Annotated in this window: 22 protein-coding genes and 1 pseudogene; 21 read left to right on the top strand and 2 right to left on the bottom strand. The window is 42.2% G+C overall.

Features of this window, described 5'->3' with window-relative positions; genetic code table 11:
• Both QM959_RS00840 and QM959_RS00835 read right to left on the bottom strand, forming a co-directional pair.
• Complete coding sequence (locus QM959_RS00840) at window positions 1-795, bottom strand: transporter substrate-binding domain-containing protein (protein ID WP_247934604.1); 795 nt, start codon at window positions 793-795, stop codon at window positions 1-3.
• A 10-nt stretch (window positions 796-805) separates the two neighbouring features.
• Window positions 806-1,564 (bottom strand): amino acid ABC transporter ATP-binding protein, encoded by a 759-nt coding sequence (locus QM959_RS00835; RefSeq protein ID WP_247934603.1) that lies wholly within the window; start codon window positions 1,562-1,564, stop codon window positions 806-808.
• A gap of 176 nt (window positions 1,565-1,740) precedes the next feature.
• Between QM959_RS00835 and recJ the strand changes: the two genes are divergently transcribed.
• The 21 genes and pseudogenes from recJ (at window position 1,741) to tpiA (ending at window position 22,508) form a co-directional block, all read left to right on the top strand.
• Complete coding sequence (gene recJ / locus QM959_RS00830; RefSeq protein ID WP_414370779.1) at window positions 1,741-3,963, top strand: single-stranded-DNA-specific exonuclease RecJ; 2,223 nt, start codon at window positions 1,741-1,743, stop codon at window positions 3,961-3,963.
• A 137-nt stretch (window positions 3,964-4,100) separates the two neighbouring features.
• A complete protein-coding gene (locus QM959_RS00825) occupies window positions 4,101-4,385 on the top strand; it encodes a DUF2695 domain-containing protein (RefSeq protein WP_247934601.1) in 285 nt (94 codons plus the stop codon).
• Between the two features lie 223 nt (window positions 4,386-4,608).
• On the top strand, window positions 4,609-6,270 hold the full coding sequence (locus tag QM959_RS00820; RefSeq protein ID WP_414370777.1) for a ribonuclease J: 1,662 nt from the start codon (window positions 4,609-4,611) through the stop codon (window positions 6,268-6,270).
• A 65-nt stretch (window positions 6,271-6,335) separates the two neighbouring features.
• The gene (locus tag QM959_RS00815) at window positions 6,336-7,115 is read left to right on the top strand and encodes an alpha/beta hydrolase (protein ID WP_414370775.1); all 780 of its coding nucleotides are present in this window, start codon (window positions 6,336-6,338) and stop codon (window positions 7,113-7,115) included.
• Window positions 7,116-7,177: 62 nt separating this feature from the next.
• Entirely contained in the window at window positions 7,178-7,879 is a 702-nt protein-coding gene (locus QM959_RS00810) for a M57 family metalloprotease (RefSeq protein ID WP_414370773.1), read from the top strand.
• A 38-nt stretch (window positions 7,880-7,917) separates the two neighbouring features.
• The gene (gene uvrC, locus QM959_RS00805) at window positions 7,918-9,765 is read left to right on the top strand and encodes an excinuclease ABC subunit UvrC (protein ID WP_414370772.1); all 1,848 of its coding nucleotides are present in this window, start codon (window positions 7,918-7,920) and stop codon (window positions 9,763-9,765) included.
• Window positions 9,755-10,609 carry a metallophosphoesterase family protein gene (locus QM959_RS00800; RefSeq protein WP_414370770.1) on the top strand — a complete coding sequence of 285 codons (855 nt, stop codon included), beginning with the start codon at window positions 9,755-9,757 and terminating at the stop codon, window positions 10,607-10,609. The genes uvrC and QM959_RS00800 overlap by 11 nt, the downstream gene beginning before the upstream one ends.
• Before the next feature lie 173 nt (window positions 10,610-10,782).
• Entirely contained in the window at window positions 10,783-11,388 is a 606-nt protein-coding gene (locus QM959_RS00795) for a nitroreductase family protein (protein WP_414370768.1), read from the top strand.
• Window positions 11,389-11,397: 9 nt separating this feature from the next.
• Window positions 11,398-12,798: a dipeptidase PepV gene (gene pepV, locus QM959_RS00790; RefSeq protein ID WP_414370766.1), complete on the top strand. Its 1,401-nt coding sequence runs from the start codon at window positions 11,398-11,400 to the stop codon at window positions 12,796-12,798.
• A gap of 204 nt (window positions 12,799-13,002) precedes the next feature.
• Complete coding sequence (locus tag QM959_RS00785; RefSeq protein ID WP_414370764.1) at window positions 13,003-13,593, top strand: uracil-DNA glycosylase family protein; 591 nt, start codon at window positions 13,003-13,005, stop codon at window positions 13,591-13,593.
• Window positions 13,590-13,877: a rhodanese-like domain-containing protein gene (locus tag QM959_RS00780; RefSeq protein ID WP_247934592.1), complete on the top strand. Its 288-nt coding sequence runs from the start codon at window positions 13,590-13,592 to the stop codon at window positions 13,875-13,877. The genes QM959_RS00785 and QM959_RS00780 overlap by 4 nt, the downstream gene beginning before the upstream one ends.
• Before the next feature lie 166 nt (window positions 13,878-14,043).
• Window positions 14,044-15,369 carry a branched-chain amino acid transport system II carrier protein gene (gene brnQ, locus QM959_RS00775; RefSeq protein WP_001074583.1) on the top strand — a complete coding sequence of 442 codons (1,326 nt, stop codon included), beginning with the start codon at window positions 14,044-14,046 and terminating at the stop codon, window positions 15,367-15,369.
• Window positions 15,370-15,580: 211 nt separating this feature from the next.
• Window positions 15,581-16,618, top strand: a complete 1,038-nt coding sequence (locus tag QM959_RS00770) for a M42 family metallopeptidase (RefSeq protein WP_414370761.1) — start codon at window positions 15,581-15,583, stop codon at window positions 16,616-16,618.
• A gap of 1 nt (window position 16,619) precedes the next feature.
• Window positions 16,620-17,088 (top strand): annotated as a pseudogene (locus tag QM959_RS00765) (HIT family protein).
• A gap of 2 nt (window positions 17,089-17,090) precedes the next feature.
• Entirely contained in the window at window positions 17,091-17,807 is a 717-nt protein-coding gene (ldcB, locus tag QM959_RS00760) for an LD-carboxypeptidase LdcB/DacB (protein ID WP_414370759.1), read from the top strand.
• A 122-nt stretch (window positions 17,808-17,929) separates the two neighbouring features.
• Window positions 17,930-18,355 (top strand): 50S ribosomal protein L11, encoded by a 426-nt coding sequence (rplK, locus tag QM959_RS00755; protein WP_001085807.1) that lies wholly within the window; start codon window positions 17,930-17,932, stop codon window positions 18,353-18,355.
• Between the two features lie 96 nt (window positions 18,356-18,451).
• Window positions 18,452-19,141: a 50S ribosomal protein L1 gene (rplA, locus tag QM959_RS00750; protein ID WP_001085672.1), complete on the top strand. Its 690-nt coding sequence runs from the start codon at window positions 18,452-18,454 to the stop codon at window positions 19,139-19,141.
• Window positions 19,142-19,326: 185 nt separating this feature from the next.
• The gene (locus QM959_RS00745; RefSeq protein WP_070478547.1) at window positions 19,327-19,839 is read left to right on the top strand and encodes an adenine phosphoribosyltransferase; all 513 of its coding nucleotides are present in this window, start codon (window positions 19,327-19,329) and stop codon (window positions 19,837-19,839) included.
• 182 nt (window positions 19,840-20,021) lie between these two features.
• Window positions 20,022-20,966 carry a homoserine O-acetyltransferase MetA gene (gene metA, locus QM959_RS00740; RefSeq protein WP_020900575.1) on the top strand — a complete coding sequence of 315 codons (945 nt, stop codon included), beginning with the start codon at window positions 20,022-20,024 and terminating at the stop codon, window positions 20,964-20,966.
• Between the two features lie 8 nt (window positions 20,967-20,974).
• A complete protein-coding gene (locus QM959_RS00735; protein ID WP_049534075.1) occupies window positions 20,975-21,652 on the top strand; it encodes a DnaD domain-containing protein in 678 nt (225 codons plus the stop codon).
• A 97-nt stretch (window positions 21,653-21,749) separates the two neighbouring features.
• Window positions 21,750-22,508: a triose-phosphate isomerase gene (gene tpiA, locus QM959_RS00730; protein ID WP_414370756.1), complete on the top strand. Its 759-nt coding sequence runs from the start codon at window positions 21,750-21,752 to the stop codon at window positions 22,506-22,508.
• Window positions 22,509-22,537: the final 29 nt, after the last annotated feature.

Genomic DNA, 22,537 nt, shown 5'->3' with positions numbered 1-22,537 from the left:
TTAATCTGCAGTATGGCTAGATGGCTTGAGCTTGTAACGGTCATAAAGTTTTTGCAAACTGCCATCCTTGCTCCATTTGGTAACCAAGTTATCAAGATAGTCGTTGAGCTCGGTATTTGATTTTTTAGTAACGATACCGTAGTCAGATGGCTTGAAACTATCATCTAGCAGTTCTGTCCGTTTACTGATGTAACCAGATAGGATAGAGCGGTCAACGGAAAAAGCATCAATACGGTGAGCGTGGAGGGAAGTAATCAATTCTGGGTAGGAACCAAGTTCGACGAATTTAAAGGTCAGGCCTTTCTTTTTACCCAGTTCGGTAATCAAGCGTTGGGTAATGGAACCTTGGGCAATGCCGATGGTTTTTCCGTTTAGGTCTTCAATGCTTTTGATTTTGGCAGACTTATTGACCAAAAAGCCAGAAGCATCTGTGTAGTAAGGGCTGGTGAAGTTATAGAGTTTTTTGCGTTCGTCTGTGATGGTAAAGGTCGCTATATCCATATCGACCTGCTCATTGTCTAGAAGGGGGCCACGAGTTTGCGCTGTAACAGGCACATAGCGAACCTTGACCTTGAGTTCATCAGCTACCATCTTGGCCAAGTCAGTTTCGATACCAGAATAGGTTCCTGTCTTGGGATCCTTGTAACCGAAATTGGGAACGTCTTGTTTCACACCGACAACTAGCTCGCCTCTTTTTTGAATGTCTGCGACACTGGTATCAGCTTGGACTGGTTTTGTAGCAGCAAGACCGAAAAGGCTAATCAATATTGCTGATAAAAAGAATTTCTTTTTCATAGGTGCCTCCTTATTTGACTTTGTCACTTTCGTGGTTGATGATTTTGCTGAGGAATTGTTGAGCGCGAGGTTCACTTGGATTATCGAAAAAGTCATCGACATCTGTCGTATCCACCAAAACTTCTCCGTCAGCCATAAAGATGATGCGGTCGGCAACTTCACGGGCAAAGCCCATTTCATGGGTAACGATAATCATATTCATACCCTCGTGGGCCAATTTTTGCATAACTGCAAGAACATCGCCGATGGTTTCAGGGTCAAGAGCAGATGTTGGTTCATCAAAGAGGAGGAGTTCAGGATGCATAGCGAGTCCACGTGCAATGGCGATCCGTTGTTTTTGTCCACCAGATAGCATGGCTGGATAAGAATCTTTTTTGTCCCACATATTTACAAATTCCAAATATTTTTGAGCTGTTTTTTCAGCTTCTTTTTTATCAATTCCTAGAACTTTTACAGGCGCTAGTGTTACGTTTTCTAACACAGTTTTATGAGGATAGAGGTTGAAATGTTGGAAAACCATGCCAACTTCCTTGCGAAGGGGCACCAAATCTTTCTGGCTGGCACCAGCAACTTGGTGACCATTTACTAGAAGACTTCCTTTGTCAACAGCCTCTAAACCATTGATGGTACGGATAAGAGTGGACTTTCCAGAACCAGATGGTCCGAGTAGGACAACGACTTGTCCTTTTTCAAAACGGAGATTGATGTCACGGAGTGCATGGTAGTCTCCGTAATATTTTTCGACGTGTTCAAATTCTACTAAAGCCATAAGGAATCTCCTTTGTGTTACATTTTATAACATGATTCTACACCAAAAGATTTGTCTTGTCAAATCATATCAGAAAAAAGTTAGTAAAATTTTTGTAGAAAGTAATCTGGATAGAGAAAAAGTCTAAATCATGTTATAATGAAGCAATAGAATTCTTAGAAAGAGTGGATGTCTTTTTGATAACACCTACTTATGAATGGCAGTTTGCCCCGCAGGTTGAAGATGCGGATTTTACAAAGATAGCCAAGAAGGCTGGATTGGGTCCTGAGGTGGCTCGCTTATTATTTGAGAGAGGGATTCAGGACGAAGAAAGTCTGAAAAAGTTTTTAGAACCTTCCTTGGAGGACTTGCATGACCCTTATCTGCTCCATGATATGGATAAGGCAGTAGAACGGATTCGTCAGGCCATTGAAGAAGGGGAAAATATTCTCATCTATGGAGATTACGATGCAGATGGCATGACTTCGTCTTCTATTGTGAAGGAAAGTTTGGAACAGCTTGGTGCTGAGTGCCGTGTTTACCTGCCCAATCGTTTTACAGATGGTTATGGACCTAATGCCAGTGTTTATAAATACTTCATCGAGCAAGAAGGAATTTCCTTGATTGTGACGGTGGATAATGGGGTTGCGGGTCATGAGGCGATTGAATTGGCTCAGTCTATGGGAGTGGATGTCATTGTGACTGACCACCATTCAATGCCTGAAACCTTGCCAGATGCCTATGCTATTGTCCATCCTGAGCATCCAGATGCGGACTATCCTTTCAAATATTTGGCTGGTTGTGGAGTAGCCTTCAAGTTAGCTTGTGCCTTGTTAGAAGAAGTACAAGTTGAATTGCTTGATTTAGTCGCTATTGGTACCATTGCAGATATGGTCAGTTTGACGGATGAAAACCGTATCTTGGTTCAATATGGTCTGGAAATGTTGGGGCACACTCAGCGTGTTGGTCTACAAGAAATGCTGAATATGGCTGGGATTGCTGCTAACGAAGTAACAGAAGAAACGGTTGGTTTCCAGATTGCTCCTCGTTTGAATGCCTTGGGTCGCTTGGATGATCCCAATCCAGCAATTGATTTGCTGACTGGATTTGATGATGAGGAAGCGCACGAGATTGCCCTTATGATTCACCAGAAAAATGAAGAGCGCAAGGAAATCGTACAATCTATCTATGAAGAAGCCAAAACCATGGTGGATCCCGAGAAGAAGGTCCAAGTCTTGGCCAAGGAAGACTGGAATCCTGGGGTTCTAGGGATTGTGGCTGGTCGTTTGTTGGAAGAATTGGGGCAGACAGTCATCGTTCTTAATATAGAAGACGGTCGTGCCAAGGGTAGCGCTCGTAGTGTTGAAGCGGTCGATATTTTTGAAGCCTTGGATCCTTATCGTGACCTCTTCATTGCATTTGGTGGTCATGCTGGCGCAGCAGGAATGACGCTGGAAATTGAGAAACTCTCAGATTTATCTCAGGTTTTAGAAGACTATGTCCGTGAAAAAGGTGCAGATGCTGCTGGCAAGAATAAGTTAAACCTAGATGAAGAGCTGGATTTGGAGACTTTGAGTCTTGAAACAGTCAAGAACTTTGAACGTTTAGCTCCCTTTGGAATGGACAATCAGAAACCTGTCTTTTATATCAAGGATTTTCAGGTTGAAAGTGCTCGTACTATGGGAGCAGGCAATGCCCATCTCAAACTGAAAATCTCTAAGGGTGAAGCCAGTTTTGAAGTGGTGGCATTTGGACAAGGCAGATGGGCAACGGAGTTTGCTCAAACCAAGAATCTAGAGTTAGCAGTCAAATTGTCTGTCAACCAATGGAATGGCCAAACCGCTCTTCAGTTGATGATGGTGGATGCGCGTGTGGAGGGTGTTCAACTCTTTAATATTCGTGGGAAGAATACCACCTTGCCAGAGGGAGTTCCAGTCTTGGATTTTGCTGGAGAAGTGCCAGATTTAGCGACTAGTGAAGCTGTTGTCGTAAAAACCATTCCTGAGGATATTACTCAGCTGAAGACCATTTTTCAGGAACAGAATTTCTCTGCGGTTTATTTCAAAAATGACATTGACAAGGCCTATTATCTGACAGGTTATGGGACTAGAGAGCAGTTTGCCAAATTGTACAAGACCATCTACCAGTTTCCAGAGTTTGATATTCGCTACAAGCTCAAAGATTTATCTACTTATCTCAATATTCAACAAATCTTGTTGGTCAAGATGATTCAAGTGTTTGAAGAACTAGGATTTGTGACAATTAAAGATGGTGTCATGACAGTCAATAAAGAGGCACCAAAGCGGGAAATCGGAGAAAGCCAGATTTACCAACATCTCAAACAAACCGTCAAAGATCAAGAAATGATGGCGCTGGGTACCGTGCAAGAAATTTATGACTTTTTAATGGAAAAAGAGTAGACGATAGGAAAGAGTTGGCTTGCTGACTCTTTTTTATGTTCATGAATAGGCTTCAAAAGGAGCCAGTTTAGTGTTATAATAAAAAAAGAGGACTAGTTAGCTAGATAACTGGCCAAAGGAAAGCTTAGAGGTGTCAAATGGATAAGATGAAGAAAAAGAGATTACGAGCGGACTATAAAAAGCAAGAAAGACAAAAGTTCGAAGAAAGTTTGCCCTTGTCAAGGGAGCTCTTTTTTGACTTGTTTGACTTTTTGGATGTAGAACTTGAAACTCAAGCTTGTCAGGACGATTTTTTATTAACACAAACATTTCTAGAGAAGCACAATGTGGAAGTCGAAACAGTTAGAGACTTTTTAGAAGCAAATGGAGCCTACTGTGACTGCGAAGTGCTATTCAATGTCGCGGAAAGATTTGAAGAGTAACAGGAAACTAGTCAGAAACATTCTTTTTAGTTTTTCCCAGTTCTTTCTTGTTTGTGCCTTGGAGAAGAGTTGTTTATAGTTCTTTAGCTGGAAACCTTCATTTTGAAAATCATCAAAAAAATGGTATAATAGTAGGAAAAGATTCGGCTAAAAGCAATAGTGCTTTTAGAATAAAAGGGTAAGCAACCCTATAATCAAGATAAACTAAGCTTTCGGAGGAAAAATGAGTAATATCAGTTTAACAACACTTGGTGGTGTGCGTGAAAATGGGAAAAATATGTATATCGCTGAAATCGATGGGTCTATTTTCGTTTTGGATGCAGGTCTAAAATACCCTGAAAATGAACAACTAGGGGTGGATGTAGTCATTCCCAATATGGACTACCTTTTTGAAAATAGCGACCGTATTGCAGGGGTCTTCTTGACCCACGGACATGCCGATGCTATTGGCGCGCTTCCTTATCTCTTGGCTGAAGCCAGGGTGCCTGTATTTGGATCGGAGTTGACCATTGAGTTGGCCAAACTCTTTGTCAAAGGAAATGACGCAGTTAAGAAATTCAATGATTTCCATGTCATTGATGAAGATACGGAGATTGATTTTGGAGGGACTGTGGTTTCCTTCTTCCGTACGACCCACTCTATCCCAGAGAGTCTGGGTGTGGTTTTGAAGACGGCTGAAGGTAGTATCGTTTATACAGGTGACTTCAAATTTGACCAGACAGCTAGTGAATCCTATGCGACAGACTTCGCTCGTTTGGCAGAAATCGGTCGTGATGGAGTTCTAGCGCTTCTCAGTGACTCAGCCAATGCGGACAGTAATATCCAAGTGGCTAGCGAAAGTGAAGTTGGGGACGAAATCACTCAAACCATTGCAGACTGGGATGGCCGTATCATTGTTGCAGCAGTAGCTAGCAACCTCTCTCGTATTCAGCAGGTGTTTGACGCTGCGGATGAAACAGGCCGTCGTGTGGTCTTGACAGGATTTGATATTGAAAATATCGTCCGTACTGCTATTCGCCTCAAGAAATTGTCTCTAGCTAACGAGAGTCTTTTGATTAAGCCAAAAGATATGTCTCGTTTTGAAGACCATGAGTTGATTATCCTTGAGACAGGCCGTATGGGTGAGCCAATCAACGGTCTTCGCAAGATGTCGATTGGTCGCCACCGTTATGTGGAAATCAAGGACGGTGACTTAGTCTATATCGTAACGACTCCGTCTATCGCTAAAGAAGCAGTCATGGCACGTGTGGAAAACATGATTTACCAAGCTGGTGGAGTTGTCAAACTGATTACCCAAAGCTTGCGCGTCTCAGGGCATGGAAATGCGCGTGATTTGCAGCTGATGATTAACCTCTTGCAACCCAAGTATCTCTTCCCAATTCAAGGGGAATACCGTGAGTTAGATGCCCATGCTAAGGCTGCTATGGCAGTTGGGATGTTGCCAGAACGCATTTTCATCCCTAAAAAGGGAACCAGCATGGCTTATGAGAATGGAGACTTTGTCCCAGCTGGAGCGGTTTCGGCAGGGGATGTCTTGATTGACGGAAATGCCATCGGTGATGTTGGAAATGTGGTCCTTCGTGACCGTAAGGTCCTGTCAGAGGACGGTATTTTCATCGTCGCAATCACCGTTAACCGTCGTGAGAAGAAAATTGTAGCCAAGGCCCGTGTTCACACGCGTGGATTTGTTTATCTCAAGAAGAGTCGCGATATTCTCCGTGAAAGTTCAGAATTGATTAACCAAACGGTGGAAGACTATCTTCAAGGAGATGACTTTGACTGGGCAGATCTTAAAGGGAAGGTTCGTGATAATTTGACCAAGTACCTTTTTGACCAAACCAAGCGACGTCCAGCTATTTTACCAGTAGTCATGGAAGCAAAATAATCATTGAAATAAACAGAGAGAAAGTCGAATGTCGGCTTTTTCTTATAGAAAAATAGAGGAAAAATATGGCAGTAATGAAAATAGAGTATTACTCACAAGTTTTGGATATGGAGTGGGGAGTAAATGTCCTCTATCCAGATGCCAATCGAGTGGAAGAACCAGAGTGTAAAGATATTCCCGTCTTGTACCTCTTGCACGGGATGTCTGGCAATCATAATAGTTGGCTCAAGCGGACCAATGTAGAACGCTTGCTTCGAGGCACTAATCTTATCGTCATCATGCCCAATACCAGCAACGGTTGGTACACCGATACTCAGTATGGTTTTGACTATTACACAGCTCTAGCAGAGGAATTACCACAGGTTCTAAAACGCTTCTTCCCTAATATGACCAGCAAGCGTGAAAAGACCTTTATCGCTGGCCTTTCTATGGGAGGATACGGATGCTTTAAATTGGCTCTTGCTACAAATCGTTTTTCTCATGCAGCTAGTTTCTCAGGTGCCCTTAGCTTTCAATATTTTTCTCCTGAAAGCCAAGATTTGGGAACGCCAGCTTATTGGAGAGGTGTTTTTGGGGAAATTAAAGATTGGACAACCAGTCCCTATTCTCTTGAAAGTTTGTCTAAAAAATCGGATAAAAAGACTAAACTTTGGGCTTGGTGTGGCGAGCAGGATTTCTTGTACGCTGCCAATAATCTAGCAGTGAAAAACCTCAAAAAACTGAAATTTGATGTGACCTATAGCCATAGCGCTGGAACTCACGAGTGGTATTATTGGGAAAAACAATTGGAAGTTTTTTTAGCAACCCTGCCAATCGATTTCAAATTAGAAGAGAGATTGTCATAATTTAGCTTTCTTTCAGCTTGTTTTAGTAAAATAGTTTTTATTTGCTAGAAAGGTGGAGAGACATGCGCTGGATTTTTCATTTGATAGGGGCTTTCTTTTCTTTTGTGTGGCGTTTGTTTTGGCGCCTGGTTTGGACGGTTGTTCTCTTATGTGCTCTTGCATTTGCTTTTCTCTGGTATCTGAACGGGGATTTTCAAGGAGCGCTAAAGCAAGCAGAACAATCAGTAAAGATTGGTCAACAAAGTATCGACCAATGGGAAAAAACAGGGCAACTGCCTAAGTTGAACCAGACAGATAGTTACCAACACTCTGAAGGAAGGTGGTCACAGGCTTCTGCTCGTATTTACCTGGATCCCAAAATGGATTCACGCTTTCAAGAGGCATATTTAGAAGCGATTCAGAATTGGAATCAAACTGGTGCCTTTAACTTTGAACTTGTGACTGAGTCCAGCAAGGCAGATATCTTAGCTACGGAGATGAATGACGGAGGCACTCCTGTTGCAGGAGAGGCGGAAAGTCAGACCAATCTATTAACAGGGCAATTCTTGTCTGTAACGGTGCGGTTGAATCATTATTATCTGTCCAATCCTAACTATGGTTATTCCTATGAGCGCATTGTTCATACGGCAGAACATGAGTTGGGGCATGCGATTGGCTTGGACCATACAGATGAGAAGTCTGTCATGCAACCTGCAGGTTCTTTTTATGGTATCCAGGAAGAGGATGTTGCAAACCTCCGAAAATTATATGAGACAAATGAGTAGGGAACTATTTTTCCCTACTTTTTTGCTATAATGGAACTATGAATAACTTGATTAAATCAAAACTAGAGCTCTTGCCGACCAGCCCTGGTTGCTACATTCACAAGGATAAAAACGGCACCATTATCTATGTAGGAAAGGCTAAAAATCTGCGAAACCGCGTGCGGTCTTATTTCCGTGGAAGTCATGATACCAAAACAGAAGCTCTGGTATCTGAAATTGTAGATTTTGAGTTTATTGTTACTGAGTCTAATATTGAGGCACTCCTTCTGGAAATCAATCTCATCAAGGAAAACAAGCCCAAATACAATATCATGCTTAAGGATGATAAGTCTTATCCCTTCATCAAGATTACCAATGAACGTTATCCTCGTTTGATTATCACCCGTCAGGTCAAGAAGGACGGGGGTCTTTATTTTGGTCCTTATCCGGATGTGGGTGCGGCCAATGAAATTAAACGGCTACTAGATCGGATTTTCCCTTTTCGTAAGTGTACCAATCCACCGTCTAAGGTCTGTTTTTACTACCATATCGGCCAATGTATGGCCCATACCATCTGTAAGAAGGATGAGGCCTATTTCAAGTCCATGGCCCAGGAAGTCTCTGATTTCCTCAAGGGTCAGGATGACAAAATTATCGATGAGCTAAAGGGCAAGATGGCAACGGCAGCCCAGACGATGGAATTTGAACGTGCTGCGGAATACCGTGACCTGATTCATGCCATTGGAACGCTTCGGACCAAGCAACGGGTTATGGCCAAGGATCTCCAAAATCGGGATGTCTTTGGCTACTATGTGGACAAGGGCTGGATGTGTGTCCAGGTTTTCTTTGTCCGTCAGGGCAAACTTATCGAACGAGATGTCAATCTCTTCCCCTACTACAATGATCCAGACGAGGACTTCTTAACCTATGTGGGACAATTTTATCAAGAAAAATCTCACCTAGTTCCCAATGAAGTATTGATTCCGCAGGATATTGATCAAGAAGCTGTCAAGGCCTTGGTGTATACTAAGATTGTCAAACCCCAGCGTGGTGAGAAAAAACAACTGGTCAATCTAGCCATAAAAAATGCCCGTGTCAGTCTGGAGCAGAAATTTAACCTGCTAGAGAAATCTGTTGAAAAGACCCAAGGGGCTATTGAAAATCTGGGACGCTTGCTCCAAATTCCGACCCCAGTTCGCATCGAGTCTTTCGATAACTCCAATATCATGGGGACCAGCCCTGTTTCAGCCATGGTAGTCTTTGTTAACGGCAAGCCGAGTAAGAAGGATTACCGTAAGTATAAAATCAAGACTGTTGTTGGGCCGGATGACTATGCCAGTATGCGAGAGGTCATTCGCAGGCGTTATGGTCGAGTTCAACGTGACGGTTTGACTCCTCCTGATTTGATTGTCATTGATGGAGGACAAGGTCAAGTCAATATCGCTAAGAAAGTCATCCAAGAGGAACTGGGTTTGGATATCCCCATTGCAGGTTTGCAAAAGAATGACAAGCACCAAACCCATGAATTGCTCTTTGGAGATCCGCTTGAGGTGGTGGAGTTGTCTCGCAATTCTCAGGAATTTTTCCTCCTCCAACGCATTCAAGATGAGGTGCACCGCTTTGCTATTACCTTTCACCGCCAACTGCGCTCTAAAAACTCCTTTTCATCCCAATTGGATGGGATTGACGGTCTGGGACCTAAACGCAAGCAAAATCTCATGAAGCATTTCAAGTCTTTGACTAAAATCAAGGAAGCTAGTGTGGATGAGATTGTCGAAGTTGGGGTACCAAGAGCTGTCGCAGAAGCTGTGCAGAGGAAGTTGAATCCGCAGGAAGCAGTGGAATTAGCTCAAGTTGCGGAAGAAAGAGTAGATTACCAAACAGAAGGAGACCATCATGAACCATAAAATCGCAATTTTATCAGATATTCATGGGAATACGACAGCCTTAGAAGCAGTGATTGCAGATGCTAAAAATCAAGGAGTCAGTGAATATTGGCTTCTGGGGGATATTTTTCTTCCTGGTCCAGGTGCAAATGACTTGGTCGCCCTGCTACAAGACCTTCCGATTACTGTGGCTGTTCGTGGGAACTGGGATGATTGTGTCCTGGAGGCCTTGGATGGCGAATACGGTTTGGAACATCCGCAAGAAATCCAGCTCATGCGAATGACACAATTTTTGATGGAGCAAGTGGATCCTGAAACGATTGTCTGGCTACGAAACTTGCCTTTGCTGGAAAAGAAAGAAATTGACGGACTGCGCTTTTCTATCTCTCATAATTTGCCAAATAAGAACTATGGTGGTGACTTGCTAGTTGAGAATGATACAGAGAAATTTGACCAACTCCTAGATGATAAAGTTGACGTGGCAGTCTATGGTCACGTCCACAAGCAGTTGCTTCGTTATGGAAGTCAAGGGCAACAAATCATCAATCCAGGTACGATTGGTATGCCTTATTTTAATTGGCAAGCACTGAAAAATCACCGTGCCCAGTATGCCGTGATAGAAGTTGAAGATGGGGAATTGGTCAATATCCTATTTCGTAAAGTCGCTTATGATTATGAAGCGGAGTTAGAATTGGCCAAGTCCAAGGGTCTTCCCTTTATCGAAATGTATGAAGAGCTACGCAGAGAAGACAACTATCAGGGGCACAATCTGGAATTATTAGCCAGCTTAATAGAGAAGCATGGATATGTAGAAGATGTAAAGGATTTCTTGGAGGCTATAAAGTCAGAATATAAGATAGACTAGTTTCTTTAAATTGCTGAACATTAGTTGAAACTGGATGAGGGGATTCCTGATTTAAATGATTTTCTTCATTCGGTTGCTTATCCTTGTTCCAATTTCTTTCTATGAAAAATCTCTGCAAGCTCTTTCAAATTATGGTAAAATGGAAGCAGTAGAATTAGAAAAGGAAATCGATTATGAAATTTCTTGAATTAAATAAAAAACGTCATGCGACTAAGCATTTTACTGATAAGCCAGTTGATCCAAAAGATGTGCGTACGGCTATCGAAATTGCAACCTTGGCTCCAAGCGCCCACAACAGTCAGCCTTGGAAATTTGTGGTGGTTCGTGAGAAAAATGCTGAACTGGCAAAATTGGCTTACGGTTCAAACTTTGAGCAAGTCGCAACTGCTCCTGTAACTATTGCCTTATTTACAGATACTGACCTAGCTAAACGAGCTCGCAAGATTGCCCGTGTTGGTGGAGCAAAGAATTTCTCAGAAGAACAGCTTCAGTACTTTATGAAAAATCTTCCAGCAGAGTTTGCACGTTACAATGAACAACAAATCAGTGACTACTTGGCCCTCAATGCGGGGCTTGTAGCTATGAACCTAGTTTTGGCTCTGACAGACCAAGGAATCGGTTCAAATATTATCCTTGGTTTTGATAAATCAAAAGCCAATGAAGTCTTGGAAATCGAAGAACGCTTCCGTCCAGAGCTGTTGATTACAGTAGGCTACACAGACGAGAAGCTGGAGCCAAGTTACCGCTTGCCAGTAGATGAAATTATCGAAAAAAGATAGGAAGTAAAAATGACAGTTATTGATTTTACAGCAGAAGTAGAAAAACGCAAAGAAGCCCTCTTGGCTGACCTATTCAGTCTATTGGAAATTAATTCAGAACGTGATGACAGCAAGGCTGATGCGCAACATCCTTTTGGACCTGGTCCAGTGAAAGCCTTGGAAAAATTCCTTGAAATCGCAGACCGTGATGGTTACCCAACAAAAAATATTGACAACTATGCAGGACATTTTGAGTTTGGTCAAGGAGAAGAAGTTCTCGGAATCTTTGCCCACATGGACGTAGTGCCTGCTGGTAGCGGTTGGGATACAGATCCATACACACCAACTATCAAAGATGGTCGCCTTTATGCGCGTGGTGCTTCTGATGACAAGGGACCTACAACAGCTTGTTACTATGGTTTGAAAATCATCAAAGAATTGGGCCTTCCAACTTCTAAGAAAGTTCGCTTTATTGTCGGAACTGATGAAGAATCAGGTTGGGCAGATATGGACTACTACTTTGAACATGTAGGACTAGCAAAACCAGACTTTGGTTTCTCTCCAGATGCTGAATTCCCAATCATCAATGGTGAAAAAGGAAATATCACAGAATATCTCCATTTTGCAGGTGAAAATACTGGTGCAGCTCGTCTTCACAGCTTCTCAGGTGGTTTGCGTGAAAACATGGTTCCTGAATCAGCAACTGCAGTCGTTTCAGGTGACTTGGCTGACTTGCAAGCGAAACTAGATGCTTTTGTTGCAGAGCACAAACTTAGAGGAGAAATCCAAGAAGAAAATGGTCAGTATAAGGTTACGATTATCGGTAAATCTGCCCACGGTGCTATGCCTGCTTCAGGTGTCAATGGTGCAACTTATCTTGCCCTCTTCCTCAGCCAGTTTGCTTTTGAAGGACCTGCAAAAGACTACCTTGACATTGCTGGTAAGATTCTCTTAAATGACCATGAAGGCAAAAACTTGAAAGTGGCTCATGTGGATGAAAAGATGGGTGCTCTTTCTATGAATGCCGGTGTCTTCCGCTTTGACGAAGCAAGTGCTGATAATACTATTGCCCTCAACTTCCGTTATCCAAAAGGAACGAGCCCAGAGCAAATCAAGTCAGTTCTTGAAGACTTGCCAGTTGCTTCTGTTAGCCTTTCTGAACATGGTCATACGCCTCACTATGTGCCAATGGAAGATCCACTTGTGCAAACCTTGTTGAATGTTTATGAAAAGCAAACTGGCCTTCAAGGTCACGAGCAAGTCATCGGTGGTGGTACTTTTGGTCGCCTGCTCGAACGAGGAGTTGCCTACGGTGCCATGTTCCCAGACTCAATTGACACCATGCACCAAGCCAATGAATTTATCGCCTTGGATGATCTATTCCGAGCGGCAGCAATCTACGCCGAAGCTATTTACGAATTGATCAAATAATACTCAATGAAAATCAAAAAGCAAACTAGGAAGCTAGCCGCAGGTTGCTCAAAACGCTGTTTTGAGGTTGCAGATAGAACTGACGAAGTCAGTAACATCTATACGGCAAGGTGAAGCTGACGTGGTTTGAAGAGATTTTCGAAGAGTATAAAACGATAGAAGTCTGAGATGGTATGCTTAGACTTCTTTTTGGAGGGAAAGTAGATGTCTCAAATCGAAAGAATCAAGCAGGATATCATGGCTGATCCACAGAATGCCAGCTATACCGAACGCGGAATAGAGCCTCTCTTTGCAGCGCCAAAGACTGCTCGCATCAATATCATCGGTCAGGCACCGGGACTTAAAACCCAAGAAGCTGGCCTTTACTGGAAAGATAAGAGTGGTGATCGTCTGCGGGACTGGCTAGGCGTGGATGAAGACACTTTTTACAATTCAGGCTATTTTGCTGTTTTGCCTATGGATTTCTATTTTCCAGGACATGGCAAGTCGGGTGATTTACCGCCGCGAACTGGCTTTGCAGAAAAATGGCATCCGCAGCTCTTGAAAGAATTGCCCGATATTCAATTGACCCTCTTGATTGGGCAATATGCCCAGGCCTACTATTTAAAGGAGAAAGTCAGTGGTAAGGTGACAGAACGGGTAAAATATTACCAGAACTACTTGCCAACCTATTTTCCACTGGTACACCCATCACCACGAAATCAAATCTGGATGGCCAAAAATCCTTGGTTTGAGTCAGAAGTGGTGCCAGATTTGAAAAAAAGAATTAAAACTATTTTAGGAGAAAAAGAATGAAAGAAATTTCCTTTGACGCATTTTACCAGCTTTACCAAAACGACCAACTTTCTCTAGTGGACGTGAGAGAAGTGGAAGAGTTTGAAACTCTTCATTTAGAAGGTGCCCACAACCTACCGCTGAGTCAATTGGCTGATATATATGATCAGTTGGACAAGAACCACTTGCATTATGTCATTTGCAAATCTGGAATGAGATCGGCGCGTGCTTGCCAATTCCTATCAGAACAAGGTTATGAGGTTATCAATGTCCAAGGTGGCATGACTGCCTTTGAAGAACTCTAAACGTATTTCTCCTACTTGGTGTGATCTGGGTAGGAGAGTTTTATTTTTAGATAATTCTCGTTTTTCTGAATCTTGAAAACATTCAATATTTACTTCGTGAAGCTTTTTTCATACTCCTATTCATGATATACTAGGTCAGTATTTTATAAATATGAAGGAGATTTACATGGCTAAAAAAGGTGCCCTAACAGGTTTACTCCTGTTTGGAATATTTTTTGGTGCGGGGAACTTGATTTTTCCGCCTTCTCTAGGTGCTCTATCTGGAGAACATTTTCTTCCTGCCATCGCAGGTTTTGTCTTTTCAGGTGTCGGTATCGCCGTCTTGACTCTTATTATTGGAACGCTAAATCCTAAAGGATATATCTACGAGATTTCAACAAAGATAGCGCCTTGGTTTGCGACTCTTTACCTCTCAGTTCTTTACTTGTCAATTGGTCCATTCTTTGCTATCCCACGTACCGCTACAACAGCTTACGAAGTAGGGATTAGCCCACTTTTGTCGGATGCAAATAAAGGTCTTGGTTTGATTGTTTTTACCGTACTTTACTTTGCGGCGGCGTATTTAATCTCGCTTAATCCATCAAAAATCTTGGACCGTATTGGACGAATTTTAACACCAGTCTTTGCGATTTTGATTGTTATCTTGGTTGTTCTAGGAGCTATCAAATACGGTGGAACAAGTCCTCAAGCTGCCTCAGCTGCTTATCAAGCTTCTGCTTTTGGTACAGGTTTCCTAGAAGGTTACAATACCTTGGATGCCCTTGCCTCAGTTGCCTTCAGTGTAATCGCAGTTCAAACCTTGAAACAGCTTGGATTTTCAAGTAAGAAAGAATACATTTCAACTATTTGGGTTGTTGGGATCGTTGTAGCCCTTGCCTTCAGCGCTCTTTACATCGGTTTAGGTTTCCTTGGAAATCATTTCCCAGTACCAGCTGAAGCGATGAAGGGTGGAACACCAGGTGTTTACATCTTGTCACAAGCGACTCAAGAAATCTTTGGCTCAACAGCTCAACTCTTCCTGGCAGCTATGGTTACTGTAACCTGCTTCACAACTACAGTTGGTTTGATCGTGTCAACAGCTGAGTTCTTTAATGAACGCTTCCCACAAATCAGCTACAAGGTTTATGCGACAGCCTTTACCTTGATTGGATTTGCCATTGCTAATCTTGGACTTGATGCGATTATTAAGTACTCCATTCCAGTACTGGTTATCTTGTACCCAATCACGATTGCCATCGTTATGATTGTCATTGTCAACAAATTTGTGGCTCTTTCAAAACCAGGTATGCAGTTGACAATTGCTGTTGTTACAGCTATTGCCATTGCAAGCGTACTAGGAAGCTCATTTAAAGTTGAGTTTCTTGCAAATCTTGTGAACGCTCTTCCTTTTGCCAAGGCATCACTCCCATGGTTGGTGCCAGCCATCGTCGGAATCTTGCTCTCATTGGTTCTACCAAACAAGCAAGAAAGCGATGTTTTTGAAATGGAATAATGATAATACTCAATGAAAATCAAAGAGCAAACTAGGAAGCTAGCCGCAGGCTGCTCAAAACACTGTTTTGAGGTTGCAGATGGAAGCTGACGTGGTTTGAAGAGATTTTTGAAGAGTATAAAATCACTTTTGTAGCCAAGTCTACAAGAGTGATTTTCTTTTTTTATCCGATGATAAATGTGTTATAATAGGTAGCAAAAGAGGTGAAGAAATGAATCAAACAGTAGAATATATCAAAGAACTGACAGCCATTGCGTCGCCAACGGGTTTTACTCGTGAGATTTCGGACTATTTAGTCAAAACTTTAGAAGGTTTTGGTTGCCAGCCGGTTCGCACAGCCAAGGGTGGTGTTAATGTAACTATTAAAGGTCAAAATGATGAAGAGCATCGCTATGTGACTGCTCATGTGGATACGCTGGGTGCCATTGTCCGTGCTGTCAAACCAGACGGTCGTCTCAAATTGGATCGTATAGGTGGTTTTCCTTGGAACATGATTGAAGGAGAAAACTGTACCGTTCACGTAGCTAGCACAGGTCAAAAGCTATCAGGAACCATCCTCATCCACCAAACTTCTTGCCATGTCTACAAGGATGCAGGAACTGCAGAACGCACGCAGGACAATATGGAAGTGCGTTTGGATGCAAAAGTAACCAATGAAAAAGAAACTCGTGCCTTGGGGATTGAGGTCGGTGATTTTATCAGCTTTAATCCACGAACTGTCGTGACAGAGACAGGTTTTATCAAGTCTCGTCATTTGGACGATAAGGTCAGTGCAGCCATTTTGCTCAATCTCCTTCATATTTATAAGGAAGAGAAGATTGAATTGCCAGTAACAACCCATTTTGCTTTTTCAGTTTTTGAAGAAGTGGGACATGGTGCTAATTCTAATATTCCTGCTCAGGTAGTCGAATATCTAGCAGTAGATATGGGAGCCATGGGGGATGACCAGCAGACGGATGAGTACACAGTTTCTATCTGTGTCAAGGATGCTTCTGGACCATATAACTATGACTTCCGTCAACACTTGGTTTCCTTGGCTAAAGAGCAAGATATTCCATTTAAGCTGGATATCTATCCGTTTTATGGTTCGGATGCTTCAGCGGCTATGTCTGCAGGGGCAGAAGTCAAACACGCCCTTCTTGGTGCTGGTATCGAGTCTAGTCATTCTTATGAGCGTACTCATATTGACTCGGTGGTCGCAACAGAGCGTATGGTTGATGCTTACCTTAAGAGCGCATTGGTAGACTAATATGTGCTTGATTTGCCAGAGAATTGAGCTCATCAAGAAGGGAGAAAATCCCTATTTTGTAAAAGAGTTGGAAACAGGCTATCTTGTGATTGGAGACCACCAATATTTTGCAGGCTATAGTCTCTTTCTAGCCAAGGAACATGTCACCGAATTGCACCATTTAGAAAAGGAAACGAGACTCCGTTTTCTAGAGGAAATGAGTGTGGTCCAAGAGGCAGTTGCTAAGGCCTTCGCTGCTGAGAAAATGAATATCGAACTGCTAGGAAACAGATGCCCATCTTCATTGGCATCTGTTTCCTAGACGAACAGGTGATATGAATGGTCACGGCCTCAAGGGACGTGGTCCAGTATGGTGGGTTCCCTTTGAAGAAATGACCTCAGAGACCTGCCAAGCAAAACCGGATGAGATTAAAAGATTAGTCAAACTTTTATCGTATGAAGTAGATAAACTATTAGAAATAAAGGAGTAGAAATGAAAAAAAGATACCTTGTCTTGACAGCCTTGCTAGCCTTGAGTCTAGCAGCGTGTTCGCAAGAAAAAGCAAAAAATGAAGATGGTGCAGCTAAAACAGAACAAACTGCCAAAGCTGGTGGGACAGTCGGCAGTAAGTCTCAAGGAGCTACCCAGAAAAAAGCAGAAGTGGTCAATAAAGGAGACTACTACAGCATCCAAGGAAAATACGATGAAATCATCGTAGCAAATAAACACTATCCCTTGTCAAAAGACTACAATCCAGGGGAAAATCCAACAGCCAAGGCTGAGTTGGTCAAACTCATCAAAGCTATGCAAGAGGCAGGTTTCCCGATTAGCGACCATTACAGTGGTTTTAGAAGTTATGAAACTCAGACCAAGCTCTATCAAGATTATGTCAACCAAGATGGAAAGGTAGCTGCCGACCGTTACTCTGCCCGTCCTGGCTATAGCGAACACCAAACAGGCTTGGCCTTTGATGTTATTGGGACTGATGGTGATTTGGTAACAGAGGAAAAAGCAGCTCAATGGCTTTTGGACCATGCGGCTGATTATGGCTTTGTTGTCCGTTATCTCAAAGGTAAGGAAAAAGAAACAGGCTATATGGCTGAGGAATGGCACCTTCGTTATGTCGGAAAAGAAGCAAAAGAAATTGCTGAGAGTGGTCTCAGTTTGGAAGAATACTATGGCTTTGAAGGCGGAGATTACGTCGATTAAAAAATAAACTTTTCTCTTGCAATTCTAGATAAATAGTGTATAATAGATGAGTATGTGTAAAGCATACTTGTGGGAGGTAAAAATCTCTAATTACCGCCAAAACCACAAAGGAGGATTTAAAAATGGCTAAAAAAGTCGAAAAACTTGTAAAATTGCAAATCCCTGCTGGTAAAGCTACACCAGCTCCACCGGTTGGACCTGCTCTTGGTCAAGCTGGTATCAACATCATGGGATTCACAAAAGAGTTCAACGCTCGTACAGCTGACCAAGCTGGTATGATCATTCCAGTTGTTATCTCAGTGTACGAAGATAAATCATTTACTTTCATCACTAAAACACCACCAGCTGCTGTTCTTTTGAAAAAAGCTGCAGGTGTTGAAAAAGGATCAGGTACACCTAATAAAACTAAAGTTGCTACAGTTACTCGTGCGCAAGTACAAGAAATTGCAGAAACTAAGATGCCAGATTTGAACGCAGCAAACGTAGAGTCTGCAATGCGTATGATCGAAGGTACTGCTCGTTCTATGGGATTCACTGTTGTTGACTAATCAATAACATCCCTATATAACCCGCAAGACTTCATCATTTCGAGAAGTGACGTGGGAGATGAAAATCGATTGAACCACTTACAAGGAGAATAGAAAATGGCTAAAAAAAGCAAACAACTTCGTGCTGCTCTTGAGAAGATCGACAGCACAAAAGCATACAGCGTTGAAGAAGCTGTAGCTCTTGCAAAAGAAACTAACTTTGCAAAATTCGATGCAACTGTAGAAGTTGCTTACAACTTGAACATTGACGTTAAAAAAGCTGACCAACAAATCCGTGGAGCAATGGTATTGCCAAACGGTACTGGTAAAACAGCTCGCGTTCTTGTATTTGCACGTGGTGCAAAAGCTGAAGAAGCAAAAGCTGCTGGTGCAGACTTCGTTGGTGAAGACGACCTTGTTGCTAAAATCAACGACGGTTGGTTGGACTTCGACGTAGTTATCGCAACACCTGACATGATGGCTCTTGTTGGACGTCTTGGACGTGTCCTTGGACCACGTAACTTGATGCCAAACCCTAAAACTGGTACTGTAACAATGGATGTTGCTAAAGCAGTTGAAGAGTCTAAAGGTGGTAAAATCACTTACCGTGCGGACCGTGCAGGTATCGTACAAGCGATCATCGGTAAAGTTTCATTTGAAGCTGACAAGTTGGTTGAAAACTTCAAAGCATTTAACGAAACAATCCAAAAAGCTAAACCAGCTACTGCTAAAGGAACTTACGTAACAAGCTTGACAATTACAACTACTCAAGGTGTTGGTATCAAGGTTGACGTTAACTCACTTTAATCAGTAGTTTATATCAGAGGACGAGTACGAAAGTGCTCGTTTTTGTATGTAAGTTATAGTCTCTATAAAATGGTTGTCTTATTTGGCTTATAGGGTGAGTAGCAAATGAAATACTGTTTTCTCTTCCTTCTTTACTAGAAAATATGGTATAATAGGGAGTAAAAAACTTTGAAAGAAAGAAAAAGATGAATTTAAAAGATTACATTGCAACAATTGAAAATTATCCTAAGGAAGGTATTACTTTCCGTGATATCAGTCCTTTGATGGCTGATGGAAATGCTTATAGCTATGCTGTTCGTGAAATCGTTCAATATGCTACTGACAAGAAAATTGATATGATCGTAGGGCCTGAGGCTCGTGGATTTATCGTGGGTTGTCCTGTTGCTTTTGAGTTGGGAATTGGTTTTGCGCCTGTTCGTAAGCCAGGAAAATTGCCACGCGAAGTCATTTCTGCTGACTATGAAAAAGAGTACGGTGTTGATACCTTGACTATGCACGCGGATGCCATCAAGCCAGGTCAACGTGTTCTTATTGTAGATGACCTCTTAGCAACAGGTGGAACTGTTAAGGCAACCATCGAGATGATTGAAAAACTTGGCGGTGTTGTGGCAGGTTGTGCCTTCCTTGTTGAATTGGATGAATTGAAGGGCCGTGAAAAAATCGGTGACTACGACTACAAAGTTTTGATGCATTATTAATGAAAAACAGTCCCTAGGGCTGTTTTCTCTACATTAGGATATAAAAATAGACTATAGCTAGTTAGAGAAAAACTATAATTGAAAACTATATCTTCTTGCAGTATAATAAAAGGACTAAGTGTTTGAGATTTGACTTCAAACACATTCAATTATTTCTAAAAGAGTACAGTTAGGAGAAGGTTATGCCGATTAGAATTGATAAAAAATTGCCAGCTGTTGAGATTTTACGGACTGAGAATATCTTTGTCATGGATGATCAACGTGCGGCCCACCAAGATATCCGTCCCTTGAAAATTTTGATTTTAAACCTAATGCCCAAAAAAGTGGTCACAGAGACCCAGTTGTTACGGCATTTAGCAAATACTCCTTTGCAATTGGACATAGACTTTCTCTATATGGAGAGCCACCGTTCCAAGACGACTCGTGCAGAGCACATGGAGACCTTTTATAAAACTTTTCCTGAAGTCAAGGACGAGTATTTTGATGGGATGATTATCACAGGGGCTCCGATTGAGCATTTACCATTTGAGGAAGTGGACTATTGGGAGGAATTCAGTCAGGTGCTTGAGTGGTCCAAGACCCATGTCTATTCGACCCTTCATATCTGTTGGGGTGCTCAGGCTGGTCTTTATCTGCGCTATGGAGTGGAAAAATACCAGATGGACAGTAAGCTATCAGGTATTTATCCTCAAGACACCCTAAAAGAGGGTCACCTTCTTTTTAGAGGCTTTGATGATAGCTACGTTTCCCCTCATTCACGGCACACGGAGATTTCTAAGGAAGAGGTCTTAAACAAAACTAATCTCGAGATTTTATCAGAGGGTCCTCAGGTTGGGGTTTCGATTTTGGCCAGTCGGGATTTACGAGAAATTTATAGTTTTGGGCATTTGGAATATGACCGTGATACCCTGGCAAAAGAGTATTTTAGGGATCGTGATGCAGGTTTAGATCCTCATATTCCAGAAAATTACTTTAAGGATGATGATGTCAACCAGACACCTTGTCTTTGTTGGTCTTCATCAGCAGCCCTCTTTTTCAGTAACTGGGTAAACTATGCGGTCTATCAGGAAACACCTTTTGACTGGAGAAAGATAGAAGATGATGCATCTGCATATGGGTATTTATAAGAGGAATTATGACATATTTAGACGCTTTTAAATCAGGGAACTTGGTTTTACCGAGTGCCCTGCTCTTGCATTTTAAGGAACTCTTTCCTTCTAGCGACGATTTTCTGGTTTGGCAATTTTTCTATTTGCAAAATACGACAGGTTTGGAAGAAATGTCGCCAAGCCAGATTGCTGACAGGATTGGCAAGGAAATTTCGGATGTCAATCAGGCTATTTCCAATCTGACAGAGAGGGGACTGCTTCAGTATCGAACCATCGAATTGAATGGTGAAATCGAATTGCTTTTTGATGCTAGCTTGGCTTTGGAACGTTTGGATGACTTGCTTGGAGTTGCTCATTCAAGTTCAGACCAGTTGACACCTCAAAATCAGCTCAAGGATTTGGTAGAAACCTTCCAGCAGGAGTTGGGACGCTTGTTGACACCTTTTGAGATTGAGGATTTGACTAAGACACTAAAGGAAGATGGAACCAGTGCTGACTTGATTAAGGAAGCTCTTCGTGAAGCTGTTTTGAATGGGAAACCAAACTGGAAGTACATTCAGGCTATTTTGAGAAACTGGCGCCATGAAGGTATCAAAAGTGTGGCTCAAATTGAGGCTAAGCGGGCAGAGAGAGAAGCAAGCAATCCTCAGTTGACACAGGTATCTGCAGATTTCAGAAATGCTATGGATCTCTGGAAGGATTAATCCATGTCAGCAGGCTTGAAATTTGAGTAAGATTTGCAAGCTGTGTCTAATTGTGATAAAATAAATAGAAAATAAATTGAAAAAAGAGGTATGTGAAATGTCACGTAAACCATTTATCGCTGGTAACTGGAAAATGAACAAAAATCCAGAAGAAGCTAAAGCATTCATTGAAGCAGTTGCATCAAAACTTCCTTCATCAGATCTTGTTGAAGCAGGTATCGCAGCTCCAGCTCTTGATTTGACAACTGTTCTTGCTGCTGCAAAAGGTTCAAACCTTAAAGTTGCTGCTCAAAACTGCTACTTTGAAAATGCAGGTGCTTTCACTGGTGAAACAAGCCCACAAGTTTTGAAAGAAATCGGTACTGACTACGTTGTTATCGGTCACTCAGAACGTCGTGACTACTTCCATGAAACTGACGAAGATATCAACAAAAAAGCAAAAGCAATCTTTGCAAACGGTATGCTTCCAATCATCTGTTGTGGTGAGTCTCTTGAAACTTACGAAGCTGGTAAAGCTGCTGAATTCGTAGGTGCTCAAGTTTCAGCAGCTCTTGCAGGATTGACTGCAGAACAAGTAGCTTCAACAGTTATCGCTTATGAGCCAATCTGGGCTATCGGTACTGGTAAATCAGCTTCACAAGACGACGCACAAAAAATGTGTAAAGTTGTTCGTGACGTTGTAGCCGCTGACTTTGGTCAAGAAGTTGCGGACAAAGTTCGTGTTCAATATGGCGGTTCAGTTAAACCTGAAAACGTTGCTTCATACATGGCTTGCCCAGACGTTGACGGTGCCCTTGTTGGTGGTGCGTCACTTGAAGCAGAGAGCTTCTTGGCTTTGCTTGACTTTGTAAAATAATTAGTAAGCAGCAAAAGCTAGGTGGAACA

Origin of the sequence: Streptococcus mitis (assembly GCF_047459985.1) — a bacterium.
Taxonomy (GTDB): Bacteria; Bacillota; Bacilli; order Lactobacillales; family Streptococcaceae; genus Streptococcus; species Streptococcus mitis_DZ.
The sequence above is the reverse complement of the archived record's forward strand: the minus strand, read 5'-3'. Positions and strand labels throughout refer to the sequence as shown.